Annotated in this window: 15 protein-coding genes and 1 pseudogene; 14 read left to right on the forward strand and 2 right to left on the reverse strand. The window is 42.2% G+C overall.

From position 1 onward, the window contains the following. Window positions 1-206 precede the first annotated feature (206 nt). From BT_RS23635 to BT_RS23650, 4 genes are all read left to right on the forward strand, one after another. Window positions 207-3200, forward strand: coding sequence for a hypothetical protein (locus tag BT_RS23635; protein ID WP_225011849.1), 2994 nt, complete (start codon window positions 207-209; stop codon window positions 3198-3200). 237 nt (window positions 3201-3437) lie between these two features. After that, window positions 3438-4547 carry an efflux RND transporter periplasmic adaptor subunit gene (locus BT_RS23640; protein WP_022471043.1) on the forward strand — a complete coding sequence of 370 codons (1110 nt, stop codon included), beginning with the start codon at window positions 3438-3440 and terminating at the stop codon, window positions 4545-4547. Window positions 4548-4553: 6 nt separating this feature from the next. Continuing rightward, window positions 4554-7661: an efflux RND transporter permease subunit gene (locus BT_RS23645; RefSeq protein ID WP_011109387.1), complete on the forward strand. Its 3108-nt coding sequence runs from the start codon at window positions 4554-4556 to the stop codon at window positions 7659-7661. Then, window positions 7639-8889, forward strand: a complete 1251-nt coding sequence (locus BT_RS23650) for a TolC family protein (protein ID WP_011109388.1) — start codon at window positions 7639-7641, stop codon at window positions 8887-8889. Before BT_RS23645 ends, BT_RS23650 begins: the two co-directional genes overlap by 23 nt. 85 nt (window positions 8890-8974) lie before the next feature. Here the strand turns inward: BT_RS23650 and BT_RS24780 are convergent. Then, a pseudogene (locus BT_RS24780) lies at window positions 8975-9080 on the reverse strand (MmcQ/YjbR family DNA-binding protein); the annotation flags it as partial. A gap of 145 nt (window positions 9081-9225) precedes the next feature. On the opposite strand from BT_RS24780, the gene BT_RS23660 reads away from it, so the two are divergent. The 9 genes from BT_RS23660 to BT_RS23700 all read left to right on the forward strand — a co-directional run bounded on the left by BT_RS23660 (window position 9226) and on the right by BT_RS23700 (window position 19647). Next, window positions 9226-9993, forward strand: coding sequence for an N-acetyltransferase (locus BT_RS23660; protein WP_008766786.1), 768 nt, complete (start codon window positions 9226-9228; stop codon window positions 9991-9993). A gap of 378 nt (window positions 9994-10371) precedes the next feature. Then, the gene (locus BT_RS23665) at window positions 10372-12141 is read left to right on the forward strand and encodes a helix-turn-helix domain-containing protein (RefSeq protein ID WP_008766785.1); all 1770 of its coding nucleotides are present in this window, start codon (window positions 10372-10374) and stop codon (window positions 12139-12141) included. Between the two features lie 70 nt (window positions 12142-12211). Then, window positions 12212-12574, forward strand: a complete 363-nt coding sequence (locus BT_RS23670) for a DUF488 domain-containing protein (protein WP_011109389.1) — start codon at window positions 12212-12214, stop codon at window positions 12572-12574. Window positions 12575-12658: 84 nt separating this feature from the next. Then, entirely contained in the window at window positions 12659-13891 is a 1233-nt protein-coding gene (locus BT_RS23675) for a Cof-type HAD-IIB family hydrolase (RefSeq protein ID WP_008760410.1), read from the forward strand. Continuing rightward, on the forward strand, window positions 13888-15000 hold the full coding sequence (locus tag BT_RS23680; RefSeq protein WP_008760411.1) for an isochorismate synthase: 1113 nt from the start codon (window positions 13888-13890) through the stop codon (window positions 14998-15000). The genes BT_RS23675 and BT_RS23680 overlap by 4 nt, the downstream gene beginning before the upstream one ends. A 19-nt stretch (window positions 15001-15019) precedes the next feature. Then, window positions 15020-16687 carry a 2-succinyl-5-enolpyruvyl-6-hydroxy-3-cyclohexene-1-carboxylic-acid synthase gene (gene menD, locus BT_RS23685; RefSeq protein ID WP_008766783.1) on the forward strand — a complete coding sequence of 556 codons (1668 nt, stop codon included), beginning with the start codon at window positions 15020-15022 and terminating at the stop codon, window positions 16685-16687. A gap of 3 nt (window positions 16688-16690) precedes the next feature. Continuing rightward, window positions 16691-17515 (forward strand): 1,4-dihydroxy-2-naphthoyl-CoA synthase, encoded by an 825-nt coding sequence (menB, locus tag BT_RS23690; RefSeq protein WP_008760413.1) that lies wholly within the window; start codon window positions 16691-16693, stop codon window positions 17513-17515. A 3-nt stretch (window positions 17516-17518) separates the two neighbouring features. Next, entirely contained in the window at window positions 17519-18544 is a 1026-nt protein-coding gene (locus BT_RS23695; protein WP_008766782.1) for an o-succinylbenzoate synthase, read from the forward strand. Next, a complete protein-coding gene (locus BT_RS23700; RefSeq protein WP_008766781.1) occupies window positions 18544-19647 on the forward strand; it encodes an AMP-binding protein in 1104 nt (367 codons plus the stop codon). Before BT_RS23695 ends, BT_RS23700 begins: the two co-directional genes overlap by 1 nt. On the opposite strand, the gene BT_RS23705 is transcribed toward BT_RS23700, so the two are convergent. Continuing rightward, on the reverse strand, window positions 19621-20190 hold the full coding sequence (locus tag BT_RS23705) for an RNA polymerase sigma-70 factor (protein WP_011109391.1): 570 nt from the start codon (window positions 20188-20190) through the stop codon (window positions 19621-19623). The genes BT_RS23700 and BT_RS23705 overlap by 27 nt on opposite strands. A gap of 224 nt (window positions 20191-20414) precedes the next feature. Between BT_RS23705 and BT_RS23710 the strand changes: the two genes are divergently transcribed. Next, window positions 20415-21338: a FecR family protein gene (locus BT_RS23710; protein ID WP_008766780.1), complete on the forward strand. Its 924-nt coding sequence runs from the start codon at window positions 20415-20417 to the stop codon at window positions 21336-21338. Window positions 21339-21359 lie beyond the last annotated feature (21 nt).

Below are 21359 nucleotides of genomic sequence, written 5' to 3' on the forward strand. Positions count from 1 at the left end.
ATTTGTTATAATGTGCCTGGATTTGTTGTTGTTTTCGATAATAGAGTCGTTTCTCTCTCTGTATATTCTATATGAGTATTAATTCCCCTTTCTCCTTTTCTTTGATATGCCGATATTTGTAGTATGAGATTATAGTGCTAGGAAATATCAAATCAAGGGAATATATGTTTGTTGTTAGATTGAGAAACTATTTACATTTGTCGTTTTTGGTTATATTTTTATTGTTTTCCTCCTGTATTGATGAGTTTTATAAAGATACACCTAAAGAGGGATATATAACAATTACCGGTATCAATACACGTGCCTATACAGGAGCCTATCCGGGTGACGGGCTCGATGATAAGGTTGAAACTCTGCGTATTCTGGCTTTCAATAAGACAAGTCGCATCTGCGAAAGTAATACTTTTTATTATGGAGATGTGCTGGGCGGAAATACGCTACGGCATCCGATTAATAAGGGTGAATATGATTTTGTCTTTTTGGCCAATGAACCTCATAATACAATTGTGAAGGCGGTTCTTGACAATATAACTGATTATGATGCACTAAAGTCAATATCCTATCCGGCGGAGTTCTTCGATTCGGAACGGGTTATACCTATGATTGCGGAAAATAATAGTATAAAAGTGCTGGCTGATGGAAACTTGGAGGTAAATGGTGTTGCATCTACCAAGTTGACAGTAGGACTCAGACGCTTGGCGGCACGTGTGGATGTGGTTTTGAAATCGAAAGTCGATTTTGGTGATGCCAGTTCGAGTGAATTTGAAGGAATTACTTTTTCTAATATACCGGATAGAGTGCCTTTGGTATATGGCTTGCCTAGTGATTGTTTACCCAGTTCCTGGGCGTATGCCGATCCGGTTCTTCCTTATGGTGGAACGGCCATAACCAGAAATGTGGAACGTAAACTCACATTAGCTGATAATGCCGACTGTTTTAAAATAGATCCCACTTTATTGACCACTGAGGATAAAAATAACGATTTAGTCTGGGCTGTTAAAGTTAAAAAAGTAATTCTGCCATCTAGCTTCTTTTCATCGAAGTCCGACGAGACGAATGCGATAAATTTTACTGTTAACCTGATTGACAAGTATAGTCCTTCCTGCAAATTGAAGATTCTGTCCGACCCGGATTATACATTACCGGCAAATGCGAAACTTGATTTGACAGGTATCATAAGAGAACCTTTAGAAGTAAATATACAGCCTTCTCCGTGGATTGACGATGGAGATGATTGGGAAATATCAGGCGTCCGTGTTCTGAATGTATCGCATATACAGGCTAAGATGACGGATATGAACGGAGTCCGGATTTCTTTCTGGTCCAATATGCCGGTAGTGAAGGTGTTGGGCATAGTAAAGAAAGAAGGTGAAGCGAATGAAAGAGCAACTAATACAGTCTTTAACTGTTTGGCAGTAGATGATAATAATCCTGATCCTTATCGTTTCTTTTATGATTCGGCTTCGGGCAGCGGATATATGGATTTACTGGTTGACGGAACAAATACCACCGGTTTTGGTACGCATGACAGGACCGAGAATATGAGTGGTACATATACATTGACATTATCTGCAGCAGAGGATACTAATGGTAAGAATGCATTGCAGAGGAAGATAAAGGTTACCGTCACACAAGAAGGTTTGCGATTTGTTCACAATCCTACGGCAAATCAACATGGTTTGTTCAATGCAGCATTTTTTAAACATAACCAGAAAGGAGAACGTATTATAACAGGACAGCATCGATTGGATCAAACATGGTCTGTTAGTGTACCTGTTGCCTATCAAAACTGGCTTGTTGTGAGCGCGACTCCCAGCTTTGATCCGAATATTGGAACAGAATCACCGGGTGATGCGGAACATTATCCGGTGACTCTCAATCCGTATAGGGGAGAAGATGGTACTAGTATCTCAGGTCTCACCGGTCGTATATATTTCCGTATTGGCGTTAAGGAAAATGCCGATTTTGTACCAACTAAAGAATCCGAGCCTAAATTTGGATATATCAATTTGTCATATTATCCGGGATGGCGGACAACAATGAAAATTTATATTCGTCAAGGCGAAGCCGGTGCTTATATATATGCACCGGGGGATGCTATTTCGGGAACTGTATGGGGAGCGTGGAATGGAGGTACGGATATTACTACACATGTGAGAGAAGATATGCGTCTTTTATCGACGAATGCCCGTAGGGGAGCAGCTAAGTTCTCTGCTTTAAACCTGACAAGCGAGAGGTTAGCAGGGAATACGAATCCGGATTATGAGAATGTGAACGTAAAAGGTGCTCGTTTTGTAGACTTCCCTTCGCAGGCGGGTGCATTCTTTCAGTGGGCGGTCGATTTGAAAGGCACTACTTCCGGTATGACTGATTATTACCGCAGAGCTTTTAATCCCTCGAAGTCATATCTTGTTTCAGGATTCCCTTGGGGATATGGGGAATTTCCGATCATGTGGGATGGAGATGTCAGTGCTAATATTCCTGCATATAAAGAACAGTTTGAAGTTTGCCCTCCGGGATATCGTCGTCCGACGGATGGCTATACGGATAAAATATCTTATAATGGATATTATGATTATTTGCCGGATGAGGGTACTACGGGTACTGCCACGAATTATAAAGATCAAATAGAGTATTCAGAATTAAGGGTTTCTTTATTTAATGTACCTTTTGCAGGAAATGCGGCTTCAAGTGCAGACTACGCTACAGCTTTTACTACTCCTTTTGGTGGAACTGGTAATACAGGTCCTGGGACATATCCTTACGGAGCAAACAAAGATATGCTTGCCCGGAAACAACTAAAAGGAACAACTTATACATTTTATTCGGACGGATTTTTCGACAGACGTCCGATAAAAGAGGCTTCGAATGGAAACTATGGCGTATCATTAGGAAATAGTAATGTTGCTTATCAGGGAGTATTGTATTTTAATCCCGATTCCGGAACGAATGCATCTGTCTTTTTTCCGTCAGCCGGTCGTCTGAATAACACAAGTGGTGCTTTGGAAAGTAGGGGTAGTACCGGATACTATTGGTCGGCAAGTGTAGGTCCTCCTTATATGAGATCGGAATTGCAGAATCCACCTTATGACAGGAGAATACGTTATGGAGCCTGGTCGCTTGAGTCTGCATATAATTCTCATAATTTCAGATTGTCATATCAAGGTTTTGCTCAAAGTATACGTTGTGTGAAAGAATAAGAACTTTTCGGCTTACGATAAAAATACCGGAATATCATCCGTTGAGGGGTTGGCTTTTTAGTCAACCCCTTATTTGTGCGTACTCTCTAACAACAAAACTGCTGTTTTAAGAAGAAATCTTTATTTACTCTAATAAGATTCTAATAGGATTCTAACTATTCTCTAACAGGCTCTCCGAAGGGAGCCGTCTATCTTTGTGCCCGGAAATCCGGTTACTAACTTAACTTATGTTTAATTATGATGATGAAGAGAGAGTTACACACATTTATTATTGGCAGTGTGTTGTTTTTTACCGCATGCGGGGATAAACAGGAATCAGAGCAAAAAAGTGGCTATCGTATACAAGGTGACACGGTCTATATTGCAGATCCTCTTTTACTTGAAAAGATCAAAGTATCAGTGTCTGAACTGAAACCCTATTCCAAGAAGGTGATAACGTCCGGTGTGGTGCGTCCCATTCCTCCCCGTTATGCTTATGTTGCTCCTCCATTTGCAGGGAGAGTCACAAAATCTTATGTGCGTATCGGACAGTCGGTACGTCAGGGAACACCTTTATTTGAAATCAGTTCCCCCGACTTTACTTCTGCACAAAAGGAATACTTTCAGGCACTTTCGTCCAGGGAACTTGCTAAAAAAGATTTGAAACGCAAAGAAGATCTGATAAGGAATGGTGTCAGTTCGCAAAGAGAACTGGAAGAAGCCCAGAATGCTTTATTGATAGCAGATAAGGAGTTTGAAAACGCCTCTGCCGCATTGCGGGTATATCAGGTGGACAATCCGGCGGAAATGATATTGGGGCAACCGATGATTGTTCGTTCTCCTATTCCCGGGGAAGTGATAAAGGATAACATCGTAACAGGGCAATATCTGAAAGATGATACCGAACCGATAGCTATTGTTGCCGACCTGTCTAAGGTATGGATTGCGGCTCAGGTAAAGGAGAAAGATATCCGGTTTATAAATGAAGGCAGTAGTCTGGATATTGAAATTTCGGCATTGCCCGGTACGGTTATTAAAGGCAATGTGTATCATGTAGAGGAGGAGGTAGACGAGGAAACCCGGTCCATTCAGGTACTTTCGGTCTGTGATAATTTGAACGGACATCTGAAGCTGGGGATGTACACTACTGTCCACTTTCTGAGTGTTCCGGTCGGACAAATTCAAATCCCGGAGAAAACGTTACTACAGGGCGAAAAGGATAGCTATGTATTTGTGCAGATTGCTCCGTTGGTTTTCGTACGGACGTCGGTGACAGTGGAGACAACAGAAAACGGAATAGCGGTGATCAGCGAAGGATTGCGTCCCGGAGATAAGATAATCAGTGAAGGAGGATATTATTTAAAGTAAGAAATTATGAAGAAGGAATTAATGCTTTCAATTATACAAAAAAGATGGGTAATGCTTTGCCTGTTTGTGATGATGTGTATCTTTGGATATTACTCATGGAAACAGCTTTCGATAGAAGCATATCCGGATATTGCAGATGTCACTTCCCAGGTGGTCACTCAAGTTCCCGGACTGGCTGCGGAGGAAGTGGAACAGCAGATAACCATTCCTTTGGAACGCGCTATTAATGGGCTGCCCGGTATGCACGTCATGCGGAGTAAGAGTACATTCGGGCTGTCAATGATTACCATTGTCTTTAAGGACGGGACAGAGGACTACTGGAGCCGCCAGCGCGTACAGGAAAGATTGAATGAAGTAGAACTGCCTTATGGAGCTGTTCCGGGACTTGATCCGCTGACATCTCCCGTAGGAGAAGTGTACCGTTATATCATAGAAAGTGACCAGCACTCATTACGCGAATTAACCGACCTTCAGAACTGGGTAATTATTCCCCGTATCAAGGAAGTGTCGGGAGTGGCTGATGTAACCAATTTCGGTGGGATCACTACTCAGTTCCAGGTTGAAGTAGATCCGTCCAAACTGGAACAATATAATTTATCTCTCAGCCAGGTTGTTGAAGCCATTGAGAATAACAATGCCAATGTGGGGGGAAGCGTGTTGAATCGTGGTGACTTGGGTTATGTGGTACGGGGAATTGGATTAATCGGAAATTTGGACGATTTGGGACATATTGTAGTGAGTACTACTTCCGGAGTTCCTGTCTTTCTGAATGATATAGGTTCTTTGAAGTATGGAAATCTTGAAAGAAAGGGAGTGCTGGGATATACGGACCGTACCCGCAACTACTCTGAGAGTCTGGAAGGAATCGTACTCCTTCTGAAACATGAGAATCCGTCTAAAGTACTGGAAGATATTCATGTGGCAGTTGATGAGTTAAATAATGAGACATTGCCGGAAGGAGTGAGGATACATACTTTTCTGGATCGTACCAACTTGGTGGATACTACTTTGAGTACCGTATCCCATACCTTGCTGATGGGTATGGCTTTGGTGTTTCTTGTGCTTATTCTGTTTCTAGGCAACTGGCGTGGTGCATTATTGGTATCTATAACGATTCCTGTGTCATTGCTTATCGCTTTTATTCTTATGCATCTGACGGATATTCCGGCTAACCTTCTGTCGCTTGGTGCTATTGATTTCGGTATTATTGTGGACGGTGCTATCGTTATGCTGGAAACGATCCTTAAGAAACGTGAGGATAATCCCAAACAATATCTCGAAGAAAAAAGCATGGCGCAACGCGCCAAAGAAGTGGGTCGGCCTATTCTTTTCTCAACCATTGTCATTATTACGGCATACCTTCCGCTGTTTGCCTTTGAACGTGTTGAACGCAAACTTTTTACTCCAATGGCATTTACGATGAGCTATGCAATGATTGGAGCACTGTTGGTTGCGCTCTTATTGATTCCGGGACTTGCCTATGCAATCTATCGTAAACCACATAAAATATATAAGAATAAATGGCTGGACAGACTAAAGGATAAATACATTCGTACCATTACAAGATTTCTGGAAGCTCCCTTAAAAGCCATCATTCCATCAGGACTGATTCTGACAGCGGGGATCGTGTTGAGTGTTGTCGTAGGAAAAGACTTCCTTCCGGAGCTAGATGAAGGTTCGATATGGTTACAGGTTAATCTGCCACCCGGAATTTCCGTAGAAAAGTCACGGGAGTTATCCGATACTTTGCGTGCCCGTACGATGAAGTATTCCGAAGTAACTTATATTATGGTACAGGCGGGAAGGAATGACGACGGAACTGATCCGTTCACCCCTTCACATTTTGAAGTGTCCATCGGTATTAAGCCTTATGATGAATGGCCGAAAGGAAAAACTAAAAAGGATTTGATTCATGAACTGGAAGAAGAATATAAGTTACTTCCCGGTTTTAAAGTAGGATTTAGCCAACCTATGATAGACGGGGTGATGGATAAGATAGCCGGGGCCCATAGTGAACTGGTGGTGAAAGTATATGGCGAAGATTTTCGTGAAACACGTCGTATTGCCGAAGAAATAACCAGGGCATTAGGAACTGTGCGAGGGGCTGTTGATCTGGATATTGATCAGGAACCACCCTTGCCACAGTTACAGATCAGTATGAATCGTGATGCCATAGCCCGTTACGGATTAAATGTATCCGATGTAGCGGATCTGATTGAAGTGGCTGTCGGAGGTAAAGCTATCGCACAACTTTATCAGGGTGACCGCCAGTATGGCATCACCTGTAAGTATAAAGAGGAAGCGCGGAATACTCCGGAGAAAATAGCCGGACTTATGTTGACTTCTTCCACCGGTGCAAAGATACCTCTTTCTCAGGTTGCCGATGTCAGATTGAGTGTCGGCGAAAGTACGATTACCAGGGAAATGAACAGACGCCATTTGACGGTAAAGCTGAATTTGCGCGGTCGTGACCTGACATCTTTTCTGAATGAAGCCCAGAATACGATCAATGAGAAAGTACATTATGACAAGAATAAATATACCATCAAATGGGGAGGGGCCTTCGAAAATCAAAAACGGGCTTATACACGTCTTGCTGTCATTATACCGCTGACACTGACAGGGATGTTTATACTGCTTTATGTCACGTTCGGGAAGTTCCGGCAGGCAGGACTGGTATTGGCTATTGTTCCTCTGGCACTTTTCGGAGGTATGCTTGCTCTTAATGTGCGTGGTATGACGCTGAATGTATCTTCTGCCGTAGGATTTATAGCGATGTTCGGGCTTTCCATACAAAATGGAATTATCATGGTATCGCAGGTCAATGGGCTGCGCAGGGGAGGAATGGAACTCCGGAAATCGGTCATAGAAGGGGCACGCCAGCGTTTCCGACCTATTCTGATGACTTCGATCACTACGATACTCGGACTTTTCCCGGCTTCGTTGGCAACCGGAATCGGTAGTGACGTACAGCGTCCGCTGGCAACAGTGATTGTGTATGGATTGATGTTTTCAACCCTTATCTCTATGTTTCTGCTTCCGGCTTTCTATTATCTGGTTGAGAACAATGTTTTAAATAAAAAGAAGAACGATGAAAAAGAATATACGATATAATATAGTGCTCTTGCTGTTAATGGTGGAAGCCGTACTCATTCCGGCTTTTGCGCAAATGCCTGAAATAAAGCTGGGGCAGTCTATTTCTTTCGAAGAATATCTGAATCGGGTAGCGAAAAAGAACCTGAGTTATTTAGCCGAAAAACTCAATGTGAGTATTGCTGATGCGGAAGTAATTGCCCGGAAAATCTTTCCGGATCCGGAGTTGGAATTTGAAGCAGGTAATGAGACTTTCTCGTTGGGAGTTTCCTATTCATTAGAAATGGGAAATAAAAGGGGAGCACGTATTAAGTTGGCGCGGACTCAGGCAGAATTGGAGAAACTGGTCCTGCAACAGGGCTTTCAGGATTTGAGGGCGGAGGCTGCCGACCTTTTTCTAGAAGCAATTCTTCAGCGCGAATTACTTGAAGTACAGAAAAGTTCTTATGAGTATATGTATCAGCTGAGTCAGTCAGATAGTTTACGTTATGTTTCGGGAGAGATTACGGAGAATGATGTCCGGCAGTCAAAACTGGAAACTGTCACCTTGCTTAATACTGTTTACAGTCAGGAGGCGGCTTATCATTCCGCTTTGGTTTTGTTGAATAAACACATGGGGATGAGTGCTGATACGCTTCATATCCCTTTGGGAAATTGGGAAGAGCTAAGCAGGGACTTTGCTCTGTCTGATTTGGTCAAAGCGGGACTGGATAATCGCATCGACCTGCTTGTTGCTCAAAAAAGTACTGAAGTTACTACCCGGGAATATAAACTGACGAGAGCGGAACGCAGACCCGATATCGGAGTATCTGTTTCTTATGAAAGAAACTGGAACGGCTTTCTTCCTCCGTCCCGTTCTGCTACTGCCGGTGTATCTGTTCCTCTGACATTCTCGAATATAAATAAAGGAGCTGTAAAAGCTGCAAAGTTTCGGATTGCCCAATCGGAGATAATGGAAAGAGATATGGAATTGCAGATACAGACAGAGATAACCCAGGCCTGGTTCAACTATGAGGCTGAAAAGAAAAAGATAGCTCAATATAAAGCCGGTGTACTTGAAGACTCGCAGAAGGTGCTCGACGGAATGGTATATAAATACAAACGGGGAGAAACGAGTATTCTTGATGTACTGGTTGCCCAGCGTACTTATAATGAAGTGCAACAGGAGTATCTGGAAACAATGAAAGGATATGCCGCTTCACTAGTAGCATTGGAAAGAGCTTGTGGTATATGGGATATATGCTTTTGACAGTTAAATATCCGGCTTTACTATTGTGAATTGCAGCAAAGCCGGATATTTGTATGGTTACCAGTCAGCGGTTTCACGCTTTATGTTAAATCATTGTGCGATATTCCTCCTGTTTTTTCTTAGGGAGTTTTTTTGATCACTTCTTCCACAGAGTGGTCAATAAGTTCTTTGATAAGTTTGTCACTCAGGTTTATTTACTTATCTGTTTTCCGAACTTTAATCCGTACTACTGTGTCATTTTGACGAGACTGGACAATGTTTTATTACTTTCGATTGTGTATCTTTGCTGTAGTTGAAATGGACAACCGGAATTTATATACTAATAAACAGAATATTATGGAAGCGAAGTATATCACTCTGACTAAAGAGAATATCGAAAAAGAACATATTTGCTGTGCTTTCTCCGATAAGAAATGTAAGGATAGCTATGAGTTGAAAAAGACATGGCTGAAAAATGAGTTTGAGAATGGCTATGTTTTCAGACGGCTTGACGAACGTGCAAAAGTATTTATAGAATATGGACCTGCCGAAAAAGCTTGGGTTCCGGTTAATGCACCTAACTATTTAATGATAAACTGTTTTTGGGTTTCAGGAAAATATAAAGGATGCGGGCATGGCAAAGCACTATTGCAGTCTGCTGTCGAGGATGCCAAAGCACAGGGTAGGGATGGCTTGGTGACTGTGGTCGGTACCTCTAAATTTCATTTTATGGGTGATGCGAAATGGTTATTACGTCAGGGGTTTGAGACGATAGAAAAACTACCCTATGGTTTCAGTCTTTTGGCTTTGAAGATAAATCCGGCAGCTCCTGATCCGTCATTCAATGGAACAGTATCAAGTGGAGAATGTGAGGAAAAAGAAGGTGTAGTCGTTTATTATACACATCGTTGTCCGTTTGCAGAGTTTCATGTCCGTAATTCTTTAGTGAGTGTGACTGAGAACAAAGGTATTCCATTGAAGATAGTCAGATTGGAAACGATGGCACAAGCACAAAATGCACCTACACCTGCTACTATCTTTTCTCTTTTCTATAAAGGAAAGTTTGTAACGACGGATTTGAGTGCATGTATGGAGCAACGGTTTGATAAAGCGTTGGGATTATAATCTTTCTTATTACAGTATGTGTTTCTCTTTTTTGATTTTCTGTTTTTGTGCTGTTTTGCTCTGATGAGTGTGGCGGGTTAATAATTGTCTGGTGTTTATTTAGACTGGTCGGTTCGATTTTTCATGTGCTGCTCTGATCTTATGCAGATTCATTAATAGAATCGGCAGTTTATTTATATGTTGAGATGTTTTGTTTTATGTATGTGACATATGCTTGATTTTTAGTATTTTATTGTATGTGGTTGGTGGGGAAAACTTGATAGCTCCTGACTTTTATAATCACTAACTTTTCTTATTTTAGTTCATTCAAATATGTTCAATTCTTGCATTTTATGAAACTATGTTTTACTTTTGGGGAGTAAAATCATTGGGATTATAATGAAAAGTATTCGCTCGGTTATTTGTTTTTGTTTGTTTTTGTTTGTGTTTAACCAGCTCCTTTTCGCCGACAAAACTATAGAGAATGATTCGCTATATACCAGTGAGTATATAAGTCGAATTTATATGGCAGAACCTGAACGGGCTTTAAGTTTGTTGGATGGAGCTGAAAGTAAGAAGACTATCCCTCTGCGTATTATACATGAATTACGCAGCAGGGTTTATCGTAATATGTATATGACTAAACTGGCTTTTTTGTATGCCAAAAAGTCTTATTTGCTGGATTCCGTTTCTCAGAAAGATACTAAGCACTTGTTGACCATGACTGTCGACCTGGCAGAATTAGCAGTGCTTATGAGTGACCATAAAGAGAGTATGAGGTATGCTCTTGATGGTATCAAGCTAGCACAAAAAGAAAAGGATAAAGGGGCTGAAAGTAAGCTGTTGTTTTGCATTGGTGAAAATAAATGGCAATTGTCTTTCAAAGAGGAGGCATATGACTATTTTGACAAAGCTATCAAATTGCTTCAAGGTACAAGTTCCAAATTGGAAATGGCTATGCTTTCATACTTTTATGGGATGAAAATGGATTATCTGCTCAATGATTCCCGTAGTAAAGAAGCATTGGAGGTTGGGTTGAAGCGCGAAAAGCTACTTAAAGATATAGCTAAATTACCGGAAAAAACAAAAGGCTTTCTTGATCTGCAATATACTTACTTGTATGCAAAAATGTCGTATATCTGCTATCTGGAAGGAAAGTATGATCAGGCGGAAAAATATTATCAACAATATTTGTCAACAGAGAATTCACAGACACCGGATGGAAAAACCTATGCGATACCTTATCTGCTAGTGTCTAAACAATATCAGAAAGTCGTTGATCAATGTCAGGATTTTAAGAAATTGATGCAAGAGCAGGATACTGTCAACTTGCAGTATATTAGTATCCTTCAGAAAGAGGTGAAAGCTTATAAAGGCTTGAAGGATTTTGAAAAAGTAGCAGCATTACGTGAGTCTATTATTTCTATTATTGATGGTATTAACAGCAAGGATAAACAGAATGCGGCTTTGGAATTAAATGCTATTCATAAAGCTGACGAGCAGGAAGAATATATTGCCGAACAGACTTTACAGTTAAGAATCAGAAACATATCACTTGCTTTTTTGGGATGTGTCACTTGTCTCATTTTATTTGTGCTATGGCGGATTTGGCGTCATACGATTATTGTTAAATATAAAAACAAAATGCTGGCAAAGTTTATCAATGAGAAACTGGCTGGAAAAGTAGAGAACAAACAATTATTCATAGATGGAGATGCGGAAGATCCGATAGCTGTTCCATTGGACTTGGAACCGGAAACTGGCTTTTCCGAAAAAGACGATTTATCTCCGGATGAAGTAGTGGAGAGTAGGGAGGAAGAGGATGAGAATAAGAAAATTTTCAAAGAACTGAATCGTATTGTTGTTCAGGATCAGTTATATCTGTCTCCGGAATTGTCGAGAGAGGATCTGGCTCAGATTGTACATTTGAATAATGCGCGTTTCGCCCGGATGATCAAGGAAAACACCGGAACTAATTTCAACGGGTATATTAATGAACTTCGTATTAACTATGCGATTCAGTTATTGAAGCAACATCCCAATTATACCATTCGTGCGATAGCTGATGAAGCCGGATTTAATAGTACGCCTATTCTGTACAGTATGTTCAAGAAAAAGACTGGTATGACTCCTTACGAATTTAAAAAAACGCAGGAATCCTTAGGTTGATTTTGGCTTTTTCGATAAACAATTTTCCGTTTTATCGGTTTATTCTTATGATAACTAAATATAAACGGAAATGGTGCAAGTTAGGATAAAGCGAGTGTACGAAGACTTTTCAGAGACCGACGGATATCGGGTGCTGGTAGATAAACTCTGGCCACGTGGAATCAAAAAAGAATGGTTGAAATATGATTACTGGGCAAAAGATATAACGCCTTCCGCAGCACTGCGCAGATGGTTTCATGAAGATATTCCGGGTCACTGGAATGATTTTGTCGTAATGTATCAGAAGGAACTGGAAGCTTCTCAAGCTGTTGCCGATTTTCTGACTCTTATCAAACCTCATCCGGTGATCACTTTGCTTTATGCATCCAAAGAACCGGTTTATAATCATGCCCGAATCCTTCGTGATTATTTGGAAATGCATCTGAAAGAGTGAAATTAAAGTAATTTTTATCTCTTTCCGCTTTCAGTCGTTCACTCAATTTCCTACCTTTGTAATCTAAATCAAAATCGTGTGTCCATGAAGTATAAATTATTAGTTCTTGATGTAGACGGAACGCTTCTCAATGATGCAAAAGAAATTAGTAAACGTACATTGGCTGCTTTGCTGAAAGTTCAGCAGATGGGAGTACGTATCGTGTTGGCATCCGGCCGACCGACTTACGGTCTGATGCCTTTAGCCAAATCCCTAGAACTCGGAAATTATGGAGGTTATATCCTTTCTTATAATGGTTGCCAGATAATTAATGCTCAAAACGGAGAAATACTGTTTGAGCGGAGGATTAATCCGGAAATGTTGCCTTATCTGGAAAAGAAGGCAAGAAAAAATAATTTCGCACTGTTCACTTACCATGATGATACGATCATTACTGACACTCCGGAGAATGAACATATCCAGAATGAAGCTCGCTTGAATAATTTGAAAGTGATCAAGGAAGAGGAATTTTCTGTAGCAATTGACTTTGCTCCGTGTAAGTGTATGCTTGTCAGCGATGACGAGGAAGCGTTGGTTAGTCTGGAAGGACACTGGAAGAGACGGTTGAACGGAGCTTTGGATGTTTTCCGTTCCGAACCTTATTTTCTGGAAGTAGTGCCGTGTGCGATTGATAAAGCCAACACATTGGGAGCTTTATTGGAAGAACTGGATGTGAAGCGTGAAGAAGTCATCGCTATAGGAGACGGTGTGTGCGATGTAACGATGATTCAGCTGGCAGGACTGGGAGTGGCGATGGGGCATTCGCAGGATTCGGTAAAGGTCTGTGCGGATTATGTGACAGCTTCCAATGAGGAAGACGGAGTGGCTCTGGCTGTCGAAAAGGCGATAATAGCGGAAGTTCGCGCTGCAGAGATTCCTTTGGACCAGTTGAATGCACAGGCGCGTCACGCATTGATGGGTAATCTGGGTATCCAATATACATATGCCGACGAAGACCGTGTAGAGGCGACGATGCCGGTAGATCACCGTACCCGTCAGCCGTTCGGTATTTTGCACGGTGGAGCTACGCTTGCATTGGGAGAAACAGTTGCCGGACTCGGCTCGATGATTCTCTGTCAGCCGGATGAAATTGTGGTAGGAATGCAGGTCAGCGGAAATCATATATCTTCTGCGCACGAAGGTGATACAGTACGTGCAGTAGCGACGATTGTACACAAAGGACGTTCCTCCCATGTATGGAATGTGGACGTTTTTACTTCAACCAATAAACTGGTGTCCTCTATACGGGTGGTCAACAGTGTGATGAAAAAAAGATGATTGACGAAAAAAGTAACTTGACAACTATTGATGCACTTATTCAGCGGAAACAGCCCTTTGCTGTTTATCGTGTTCCCGGGGAGAAGTATCCTCGTCTGTTGACAGAAGATGTCGGAGCTGTCCGCTTGATTTTCGATTTGAAAGAACTGAATGGACAAAGAGGATTTGTGATTGCTCCGTTCCGTATAGATAAGTCATGTCCGATTGTGTTGATACAGTCCGACAGGACTGGACAACCGTTGCCTATGGAAATCGTGGCAGAGGAAGAGCAGGACTTGCAAAGTTATCCGGAGGAATCTTTTCATACCCTTTGTACTGGGAAGTATGCGACCTGTTTTCATACATTTATTGAAGCCTTGCGTGATGCTACCTTTGATAAACTGGTGCTTTCCCGTAGTCTCACTATTGGAAAGAATCCGGAGTTTTCCCCTTCAGCTGTTTTTCGTGCAGCTTGTCAACGTTATATTCATTCCTATATCTATCTGTGTTATACTCCTCAGACGGGCGTGTGGCTGGGAAGTACCCCCGAAATTATATTGTCGGGCGAAAAAAATGAATGGAACACAGTTGCCCTGGCAGGAACTCAACCTTTGCAGAATGGTAAACTTCCGCAAGTATGGGATGACAAAAACCGTCAGGAGCAGGATTATGTGGCGTCCTATATCCGTCGGCAGCTTCTTTCGCTGGGCATTCGCTCCACAGAGAGCGGACCTTATCCGGCTTATGCCGGTGCCTTGTCACATCTGAAAACTGATTTCCATTTCTCTTTGAAAGATAATAAAAATCTGGGAGACCTTCTGAAAGTCCTGCATCCGACTCCTGCCGTGTGCGGACTGCCTAAAGAAGAAGCCTACCGGTTCATTTTGGAAAATGAAGGGTACGATCGTAAGTATTATTCCGGTTTTATCGGTTGGCTCGATCCGGAGGGACGCACAGATTTGTATGTGAATCTGCGTTGCATGCACATTGAAGACGAGCAATTGACACTGTATGCCGGTGGCGGATTGTTAGCCTCTTCAGAGTTGAATGATGAATGGCAGGAAACGGAAAAGAAATTGCAGACCATGAGGCGTATTCTTGTGTCTGCTCCAATAATGATGAATCACTAACAAGCTAATCACTATCAATATGTATTCGGACAAGAAAAATATACTCCAGTTGGTCGCGCTGCTTGAGGCGCATGGAATTACGAAAGTAGTGTTATGTCCCGGTAGCCGTAATGCACCTATTGTGCATACGCTGTCTACTCATCCGGGTTTTACTTGTTATGCTATGACGGATGAACGGAGTGCCGGTTATTTTGCGATTGGTCTTGCGCTGAATGGCGGGCATCCTGCTGCCGTTTGCTGTACTTCCGGTACAGCGTTGCTCAATCTTCATCCTGCTGTGGCAGAAGCGTATTATCAGAATATACCTTTAGTTGTTATCTCTGCCGATCGGCCTGCTGCCTGGATTGGACAGATGGCGGGACAGACATTGCCGCAGCCCGGTGTTTTTCAGACATTGGTGAAGAAGTCGGTAAACCTTCCGGAGATTCAGACAGAAGAGGATGAATGGTACTGTAACCGCTTGGTGAATGAAGCCTTGCTGGAAACCAACCATCATGGAAAAGGTCCGGTACATATTAATATTCCTATATCCGAACCTTTGTTCCAGTTTACGGTGGAGTCGCTTCCCGAAGTACGTGTCATTACGCGCTATCAGGGGCTGAATGTATACGACCGGGATTACAATGACCTGATCGAACGCTTGAACAGATATCAGAAGCGGATGATTATTGTCGGACAGATGAACTTGATTTACTTGTTTGAGAAACGGCATACCAAATTGTTATATAAACATTTCGTGTGGCTGACCGAGCATATCGGTAATCAGACAGTACCCGGTATTCCAGTGAAGAATTTTGATGCGGCGCTTTATGCGATGCCCGAAGAGAAAACCGGCCAGATGACTCCCGAGTTATTGATTACTTATGGCGGACATGTGGTTTCCAAGCGGTTGAAAAAATATCTTCGGCAGCATCCGCCTAAAGAACATTGGCATGTGTCTGCTGATGGAGAAGTGGTTGACCTTTACGGTTCTCTGACTACCGTCATCGAAATGGACCCGTTTGAGTTTCTGGAGAAAATAGCTCCATTGCTGGATAACCGCGTGCCGGAGTATCCCCGTGTATGGGAGAATTATTGCAAGACCATTCCCGAACCGGAGTTCGGATATTCGGAAATGTCGGCTATCGGTGCTTTGATAAAAGCATTGCCGGAATCATGTGCATTGCATCTGGCAAATAGTTCTGTTATCCGCTATGCTCAGTTATACCAGGTTCCTTCTACGATTGAGGTATGCTGTAATCGGGGTACAAGCGGCATCGAAGGCTCGTTGTCCACGGCAGTGGGATATGCCGCCGGTTCGGATAAACTAAATTTTATAGTTATAGGTGACCTTAGTTTCTTTTATGATATGAATGCTTTGTGGAACATCAATGTCCGTCCCAATCTACGCATTCTTTTGCTGAATAACGGAGGAGGGGAGATTTTCCATACATTACCCGGACTGGATATGTCGGGTACATCGCACAAGTATATTACAGCCGTTCACAAGACATCTGCCAAAGGATGGGCGGAAGAACGCGGATTCCTTTATCAACGGGTAGAGAATGAAGAACAGCTTGCCGAAGCGATGAAAACCTTCACACAACCGGAAGCCATGGAACAACCGGTTCTGATGGAAGTATTCAGCAATAAAAATAAAGATGCACGTATACTGAAAGATTATTATCATCAACTAAAACAAAAATAGATTATGTCAACACAAAGAGAATGGACAACCATCAGAGAATACGAAGATATCCTCTTTGATTACTATAATGGGATTGCCCGCATCACCATTAACCGTGAACGCTATCGAAATGCATTTACTCCGACTACAACGGCTGAAATGAGTGACGCATTGCGCATTTGCCGGGAAGAAGCGGATATTGATGTGATCGTGATTACGGGAGCTGGTGACAAGGCTTTCTGTTCGGGCGGTGACCAGAATGTGAAAGGGCGTGGCGGCTATATCGGCAAGGACGGTGTTCCCCGTCTGAGTGTTCTGGATGTACAGAAACAAATCCGCAGCATTCCGAAACCGGTAATTGCTGCCGTAAATGGATTTGCCATTGGTGGCGGACACGTGCTTCATGTAGTTTGCGATTTATCGATTGCTTCGGAGAATGCGATCTTCGGACAGACCGGTCCTCGCGTAGGTAGCTTTGATGCAGGTTTCGGAGCCTCTTATCTGGCTCGTGTCGTCGGTCAGAAGAAGGCACGTGAGATATGGTTCCTTTGCCGGAAATACAATGCGCAGGAAGCGTTGGATATGGGATTGGTGAATAAAGTAGTTCCATTGGAGCAACTGGAGGATGAGTATGTGCAATGGGCGGAAGAAATGATGCTGCTCAGTCCGTTGGCCTTGCGGATGATTAAAGCCGGATTGAATGCCGAACTGGACGGCCAGGCAGGTATTCAGGAGCTGGCAGGGGATGCGACCTTGCTTTACTATCTGACGGATGAGGCTCAGGAAGGAAAGAATGCATTTCTGGAGAAACGTAAACCTAACTTTAAGAAATATCCGAAGTTCCCTTAAACAATGGATTGCAAAATAGACATTATTCCGCGGGTGCTTCATTTCAAGCAGCCGGCCGGAACTTCACGAGGCACATACACAACGCGAAAAGTCTGGTATCTTCATTTTACTGCTCCCGAATTTCCCAATTGGGTAGGGATCGGGGAGTGCGCTCCTCTGCCAAATCTTAGCTGTGATGATCTTCCCGATTACGAGGAAGTGCTGGCTAAAATCTGCCGGCAGGTAGAGAATCAGGGAGGTAAGCTGGACATGGAAGCTCTATGCAAGTACCCTTCCATCCTTTTTGGCTTGGAGACAGCCATTCGTCACTTTTTTGAAGGAAGCTGGGCTTTGTGGGATACACCCTTCTCACGTGGGGAAGCAGGTATTCCGATAAACGGGCTTATCTGGATGGGTGACTTCAATAGAATGCTTGCTCAGATAGAGAAGAAGATGGAGGCGGGATTCCGCTGTATAAAGTTGAAGATCGGTGCCATCAACTTTGAAGAAGAACTGGCTTTACTCCAACATATCCGCTCTCACTATTCTTCTAAAGAAATAGAATTGCGTGTAGATGCCAACGGAGCATTCTCACCAACAGATGCGATGGAGAAATTGAAACGCTTGTCCGAACTGGACTTACATTCGATAGAACAGCCCATTCGTGCCGGACAATGGGAAGAAATGGCACGTCTTACTTCCGAATCTCCTTTGCCGATAGCTTTGGATGAGGAACTGATAGGCTATAATACCTGGGAAGAAAAGCAAAGATTACTTTCGGCTATCCGTCCGCAATATATTATTATCAAACCTTCTCTTCATGGCGGATTAGCCGGTGGCGAGGAGTGGATTGCAGAAGCGGAGAAACTGAATATCGGTTGGTGGATAACTTCTGCTCTGGAGTCTAATATCGGTCTGAATGCTATCGCTCAATGGTGTGCTACTTTTCAGAATCCATTGCCGCAAGGGTTAGGCACCGGGTTACTCTTTACAGATAATGTAGAGATGCCTCTTGAAATCAGAAAAGATTGTTTGTGGTTTTGTAAATGATGATATTCGACCGACAAAAACAGCGTTTGTTGCTGGAGGGAAAGGAATATACTCCGGGCGATATACATAGCCTTGTAGCAGAAGGTGAGGGAAACCACCCTTCTGCTATATGGGACTTGTATCTTTTTCTAAACGAATGGTTTAATGATGATCCTGTGATCACTGTACATACTTCCGGTTCTACGGGGGCACCTAAAGAATTGCTTGTTCGCAAAGATCAGATGATACAGAGTGCACGCCTGACTTGTGAGTTTCTGGATTTAAAGCAGGGTGAAACGGCATTATTGTGTATGAACCTTCGCTATATCGGGGCGATGATGGTAGTCGTCCGTTCTTTGATTGCCGGGTTGAATCTTATAGTACGTCGGGCTTCCGGTCATCCATTGGCAGATGTGGACACTCCTTTAAGGTTTGCGGCTATGGTGCCTTTGCAGGTGTATAATACATTTCAGATACCCGAAGAGAAAGAGAAATTAAAGCAAACGGAGATTTTAATTATAGGAGGCGGAGCAGTTGACAAGGCTTTAGAGGAAAAAATCAGAAATCTGTCCAATGCTGTTTATTCAACTTACGGGATGACGGAAACCCTTTCTCACATCGCTCTTCGCCGTCTGAATGGCGCAGCAGCATCCGATCGTTATTATCCTTTTTCATCCGTAGAGTTGTTTTTGTCTTCAGAAAATACTTTGATGATTAATGCTCCGCTTGTTTGCGATGATACTCTGCAGACAAATGATATTGCCCGCATTTATCCGGACGGTAGTTTTACGATTCTGGGAAGAAAGGATAATGTAATCAATAGCGGAGGAATTAAAGTGCAGGCAGAAGAGATCGAAAGGTTACTTCAGTCGTCTATCCCTGTACCGTTTGTGATCACTTCCGTTCCGGATCGGCGTTTGGGGCAGGCTGTTACTTTATTGATAGAAGGGCAGATGGAGATAAGTGCGCTAGGGACTAAATTGGAATCAGTCTTAGCATCTTATTATCGTCCTAAATATATTTATACGGTAAATCATATTCCTCAAACGGGAAATGGGAAGATTAATCGTAAAGAGTGCCGTGTTTTAGCAGAGAGCTTACAGTTGCTCGGGAGACAGGAATAATAAAAACAGCGGGAGGTAATCTTTCAACTCGTTCCGCAGGAGTTCCATTGTTTTTTGTTTATACCGATTAATGGATTTTACGCTGAGATTCATTTCTTCGGCAATTTCCGCATGTGTTTTGCCTTCAAAGAAACTTTTCATAAATACGGTGCGATAGTTTTCCGGAAGCTTATTTAATGTTTCGTATAGCATTCGGTATAACTCATCAAGTGTATATACACTATCTGTTTCTGTTTCATATAGAGGAGCTTTCTTTTGGATATTTTCGGCATAACTCCATTCATACTCCTGATGTTTCAGAAAGTTCAAACAGCTGTTTTTTACACACATTTTTATATATCCCAATGCTGTCTCTGATTGCAAATCGAAAGAGTCGGTATCCAACTTGTCCCATAGGGAGGTGAATACATCCGAAACAATGTCCTCGCGGACTTCTTTATCATCTACAAATCTTTTTGCATACAGGCAGAAAGGGGCATAATAATCCTCGTAAAGTTGTTTGAAAGCTCTTTCTTTAGTCTGTCTGGAAAAAGATATTTTCATTATTTTGAGATTCTGTAGTTTTTCATTTTACTGCAAATATATAATAAGAAAATCAGCATTTCCTAAAATTTTCTTTCTTTTTTTGTTTTTGGTATGAAGCTGTGGAAAATAAGATAGCTTAAAAAATAAAATAAAAAAAAGTATGTTATACCTGTCCCTTTTCGATTACCTCAGTTGTACTATTAGTGTAATTGCAATTAAAAGATAAGATTTTGAAAGAGAATATGGAAAATATGAATCCGGAATCATTGCTCCGAAAAGCGCAGGCATTAGGAGAGGATATTAAGGAAATGGAGTCTATTGATGTAATGGGTGCCTATCAACAAGCACAGACCCAAATAAAGACAAACAGAAGAAGGAGTATGTATAATCAGTTGATGCGTTATGCTGCATTCTTGACTATACCTTTATTACTTTCTTCTTTGATTTTGGGATATTTATATTGGGGAGCAACGGATACTGAAGAGAAGTATGCAGAAGTCATGGCGGCTACAGGTTCAGTCATTCGTTACGAACTTCCTGACCATTCGGTTGTCTGGTTAAACTCCGGTAGTACTTTACGTTATCCTACCGTTTTTAAGAAAGATAATCGTAATGTTGAATTAAAAGGTGAAGCCTATTTTGAAGTAGAAGCGGACAGGAAACGGCCTTTTTACGTCAATACTCCTGCCGGGTTAAGTGTCTATGTGTACGGAACCAAATTTAATGTGAATGCTTACGAAGATGATAATAGTATAGAAACGGTATTAGAAAAGGGTAAAGTAAACGTTATTTCACCGGACGGAAAAACAACAGTTCAGTTAGCTCCAGGAGAACGATTGCTTTATAATAAGGTAGATCAGAAATTGTTGAAGGGAAAAGTGGATGTTTATGAAAAGGTGGCATGGAAAGACGGTAAGTTGATATTCCGCAATGCCGAGTTGGGTGAAATATTCAAACGGCTGGCACGGCATTTTAATGTAGATATTCAGTTTAATAATATATCGGGAAAAGAATATAAATATCGTGCGACCTTCCGTAATGAAACACTGCCACAGATATTGGATTATCTGGCTAAGTCTGCTGCCTTGAAGTGGAGAACTGAGGAGGCGGTACAACAGGCAGATGATACATTCACAAAGAAAAAGATAATAGTAGATTTATATTAGTAACCATAAAAATGAGAATAG

Source organism: Bacteroides thetaiotaomicron VPI-5482 (assembly GCF_000011065.1).
GTDB classification, from domain to species: domain Bacteria; phylum Bacteroidota; class Bacteroidia; order Bacteroidales; family Bacteroidaceae; genus Bacteroides; species Bacteroides thetaiotaomicron.

What these genes read in the sequence shown, in the direction of transcription:
- BT_RS23665 (WP_008766785.1), top strand. Translation starts at nt 10,372, where the DNA reads ATGAAAAGTATTCGCTCGGTTATTTGTTTTTGTTTGTTTTTGTTTGTG.
- BT_RS23710 (WP_008766780.1), top strand. Translation starts at nt 20,415, where the DNA reads ATGGAAAATATGAATCCGGAATCATTGCTCCGAAAAGCGCAGGCATTA.
- BT_RS23650 (WP_011109388.1), top strand. Translation starts at nt 7,639, where the DNA reads ATGAAAAAGAATATACGATATAATATAGTGCTCTTGCTGTTAATGGTG.
- BT_RS23645 (WP_011109387.1), top strand. Translation starts at nt 4,554, where the DNA reads ATGAAGAAGGAATTAATGCTTTCAATTATACAAAAAAGATGGGTAATG.
- BT_RS23675 (WP_008760410.1), top strand. Translation starts at nt 12,659, where the DNA reads ATGAAGTATAAATTATTAGTTCTTGATGTAGACGGAACGCTTCTCAAT.
- BT_RS23700 (WP_008766781.1), top strand. Translation starts at nt 18,544, where the DNA reads ATGATATTCGACCGACAAAAACAGCGTTTGTTGCTGGAGGGAAAGGAA.
- menB (WP_008760413.1), top strand. Translation starts at nt 16,691, where the DNA reads ATGTCAACACAAAGAGAATGGACAACCATCAGAGAATACGAAGATATC.
- BT_RS23660 (WP_008766786.1), top strand. Translation starts at nt 9,226, where the DNA reads ATGGAAGCGAAGTATATCACTCTGACTAAAGAGAATATCGAAAAAGAA.
- BT_RS23670 (WP_011109389.1), top strand. Translation starts at nt 12,212, where the DNA reads ATGGTGCAAGTTAGGATAAAGCGAGTGTACGAAGACTTTTCAGAGACC.
- BT_RS23705 (WP_011109391.1), bottom strand. Translation starts at nt 20,190, where the DNA reads ATGAAAATATCTTTTTCCAGACAGACTAAAGAAAGAGCTTTCAAACAA.
- BT_RS23640 (WP_022471043.1), top strand. Translation starts at nt 3,438, where the DNA reads ATGATGATGAAGAGAGAGTTACACACATTTATTATTGGCAGTGTGTTG.
- BT_RS23695 (WP_008766782.1), top strand. Translation starts at nt 17,519, where the DNA reads ATGGATTGCAAAATAGACATTATTCCGCGGGTGCTTCATTTCAAGCAG.
- menD (WP_008766783.1), top strand. Translation starts at nt 15,020, where the DNA reads ATGTATTCGGACAAGAAAAATATACTCCAGTTGGTCGCGCTGCTTGAG.
- BT_RS23680 (WP_008760411.1), top strand. Translation starts at nt 13,888, where the DNA reads ATGATTGACGAAAAAAGTAACTTGACAACTATTGATGCACTTATTCAG.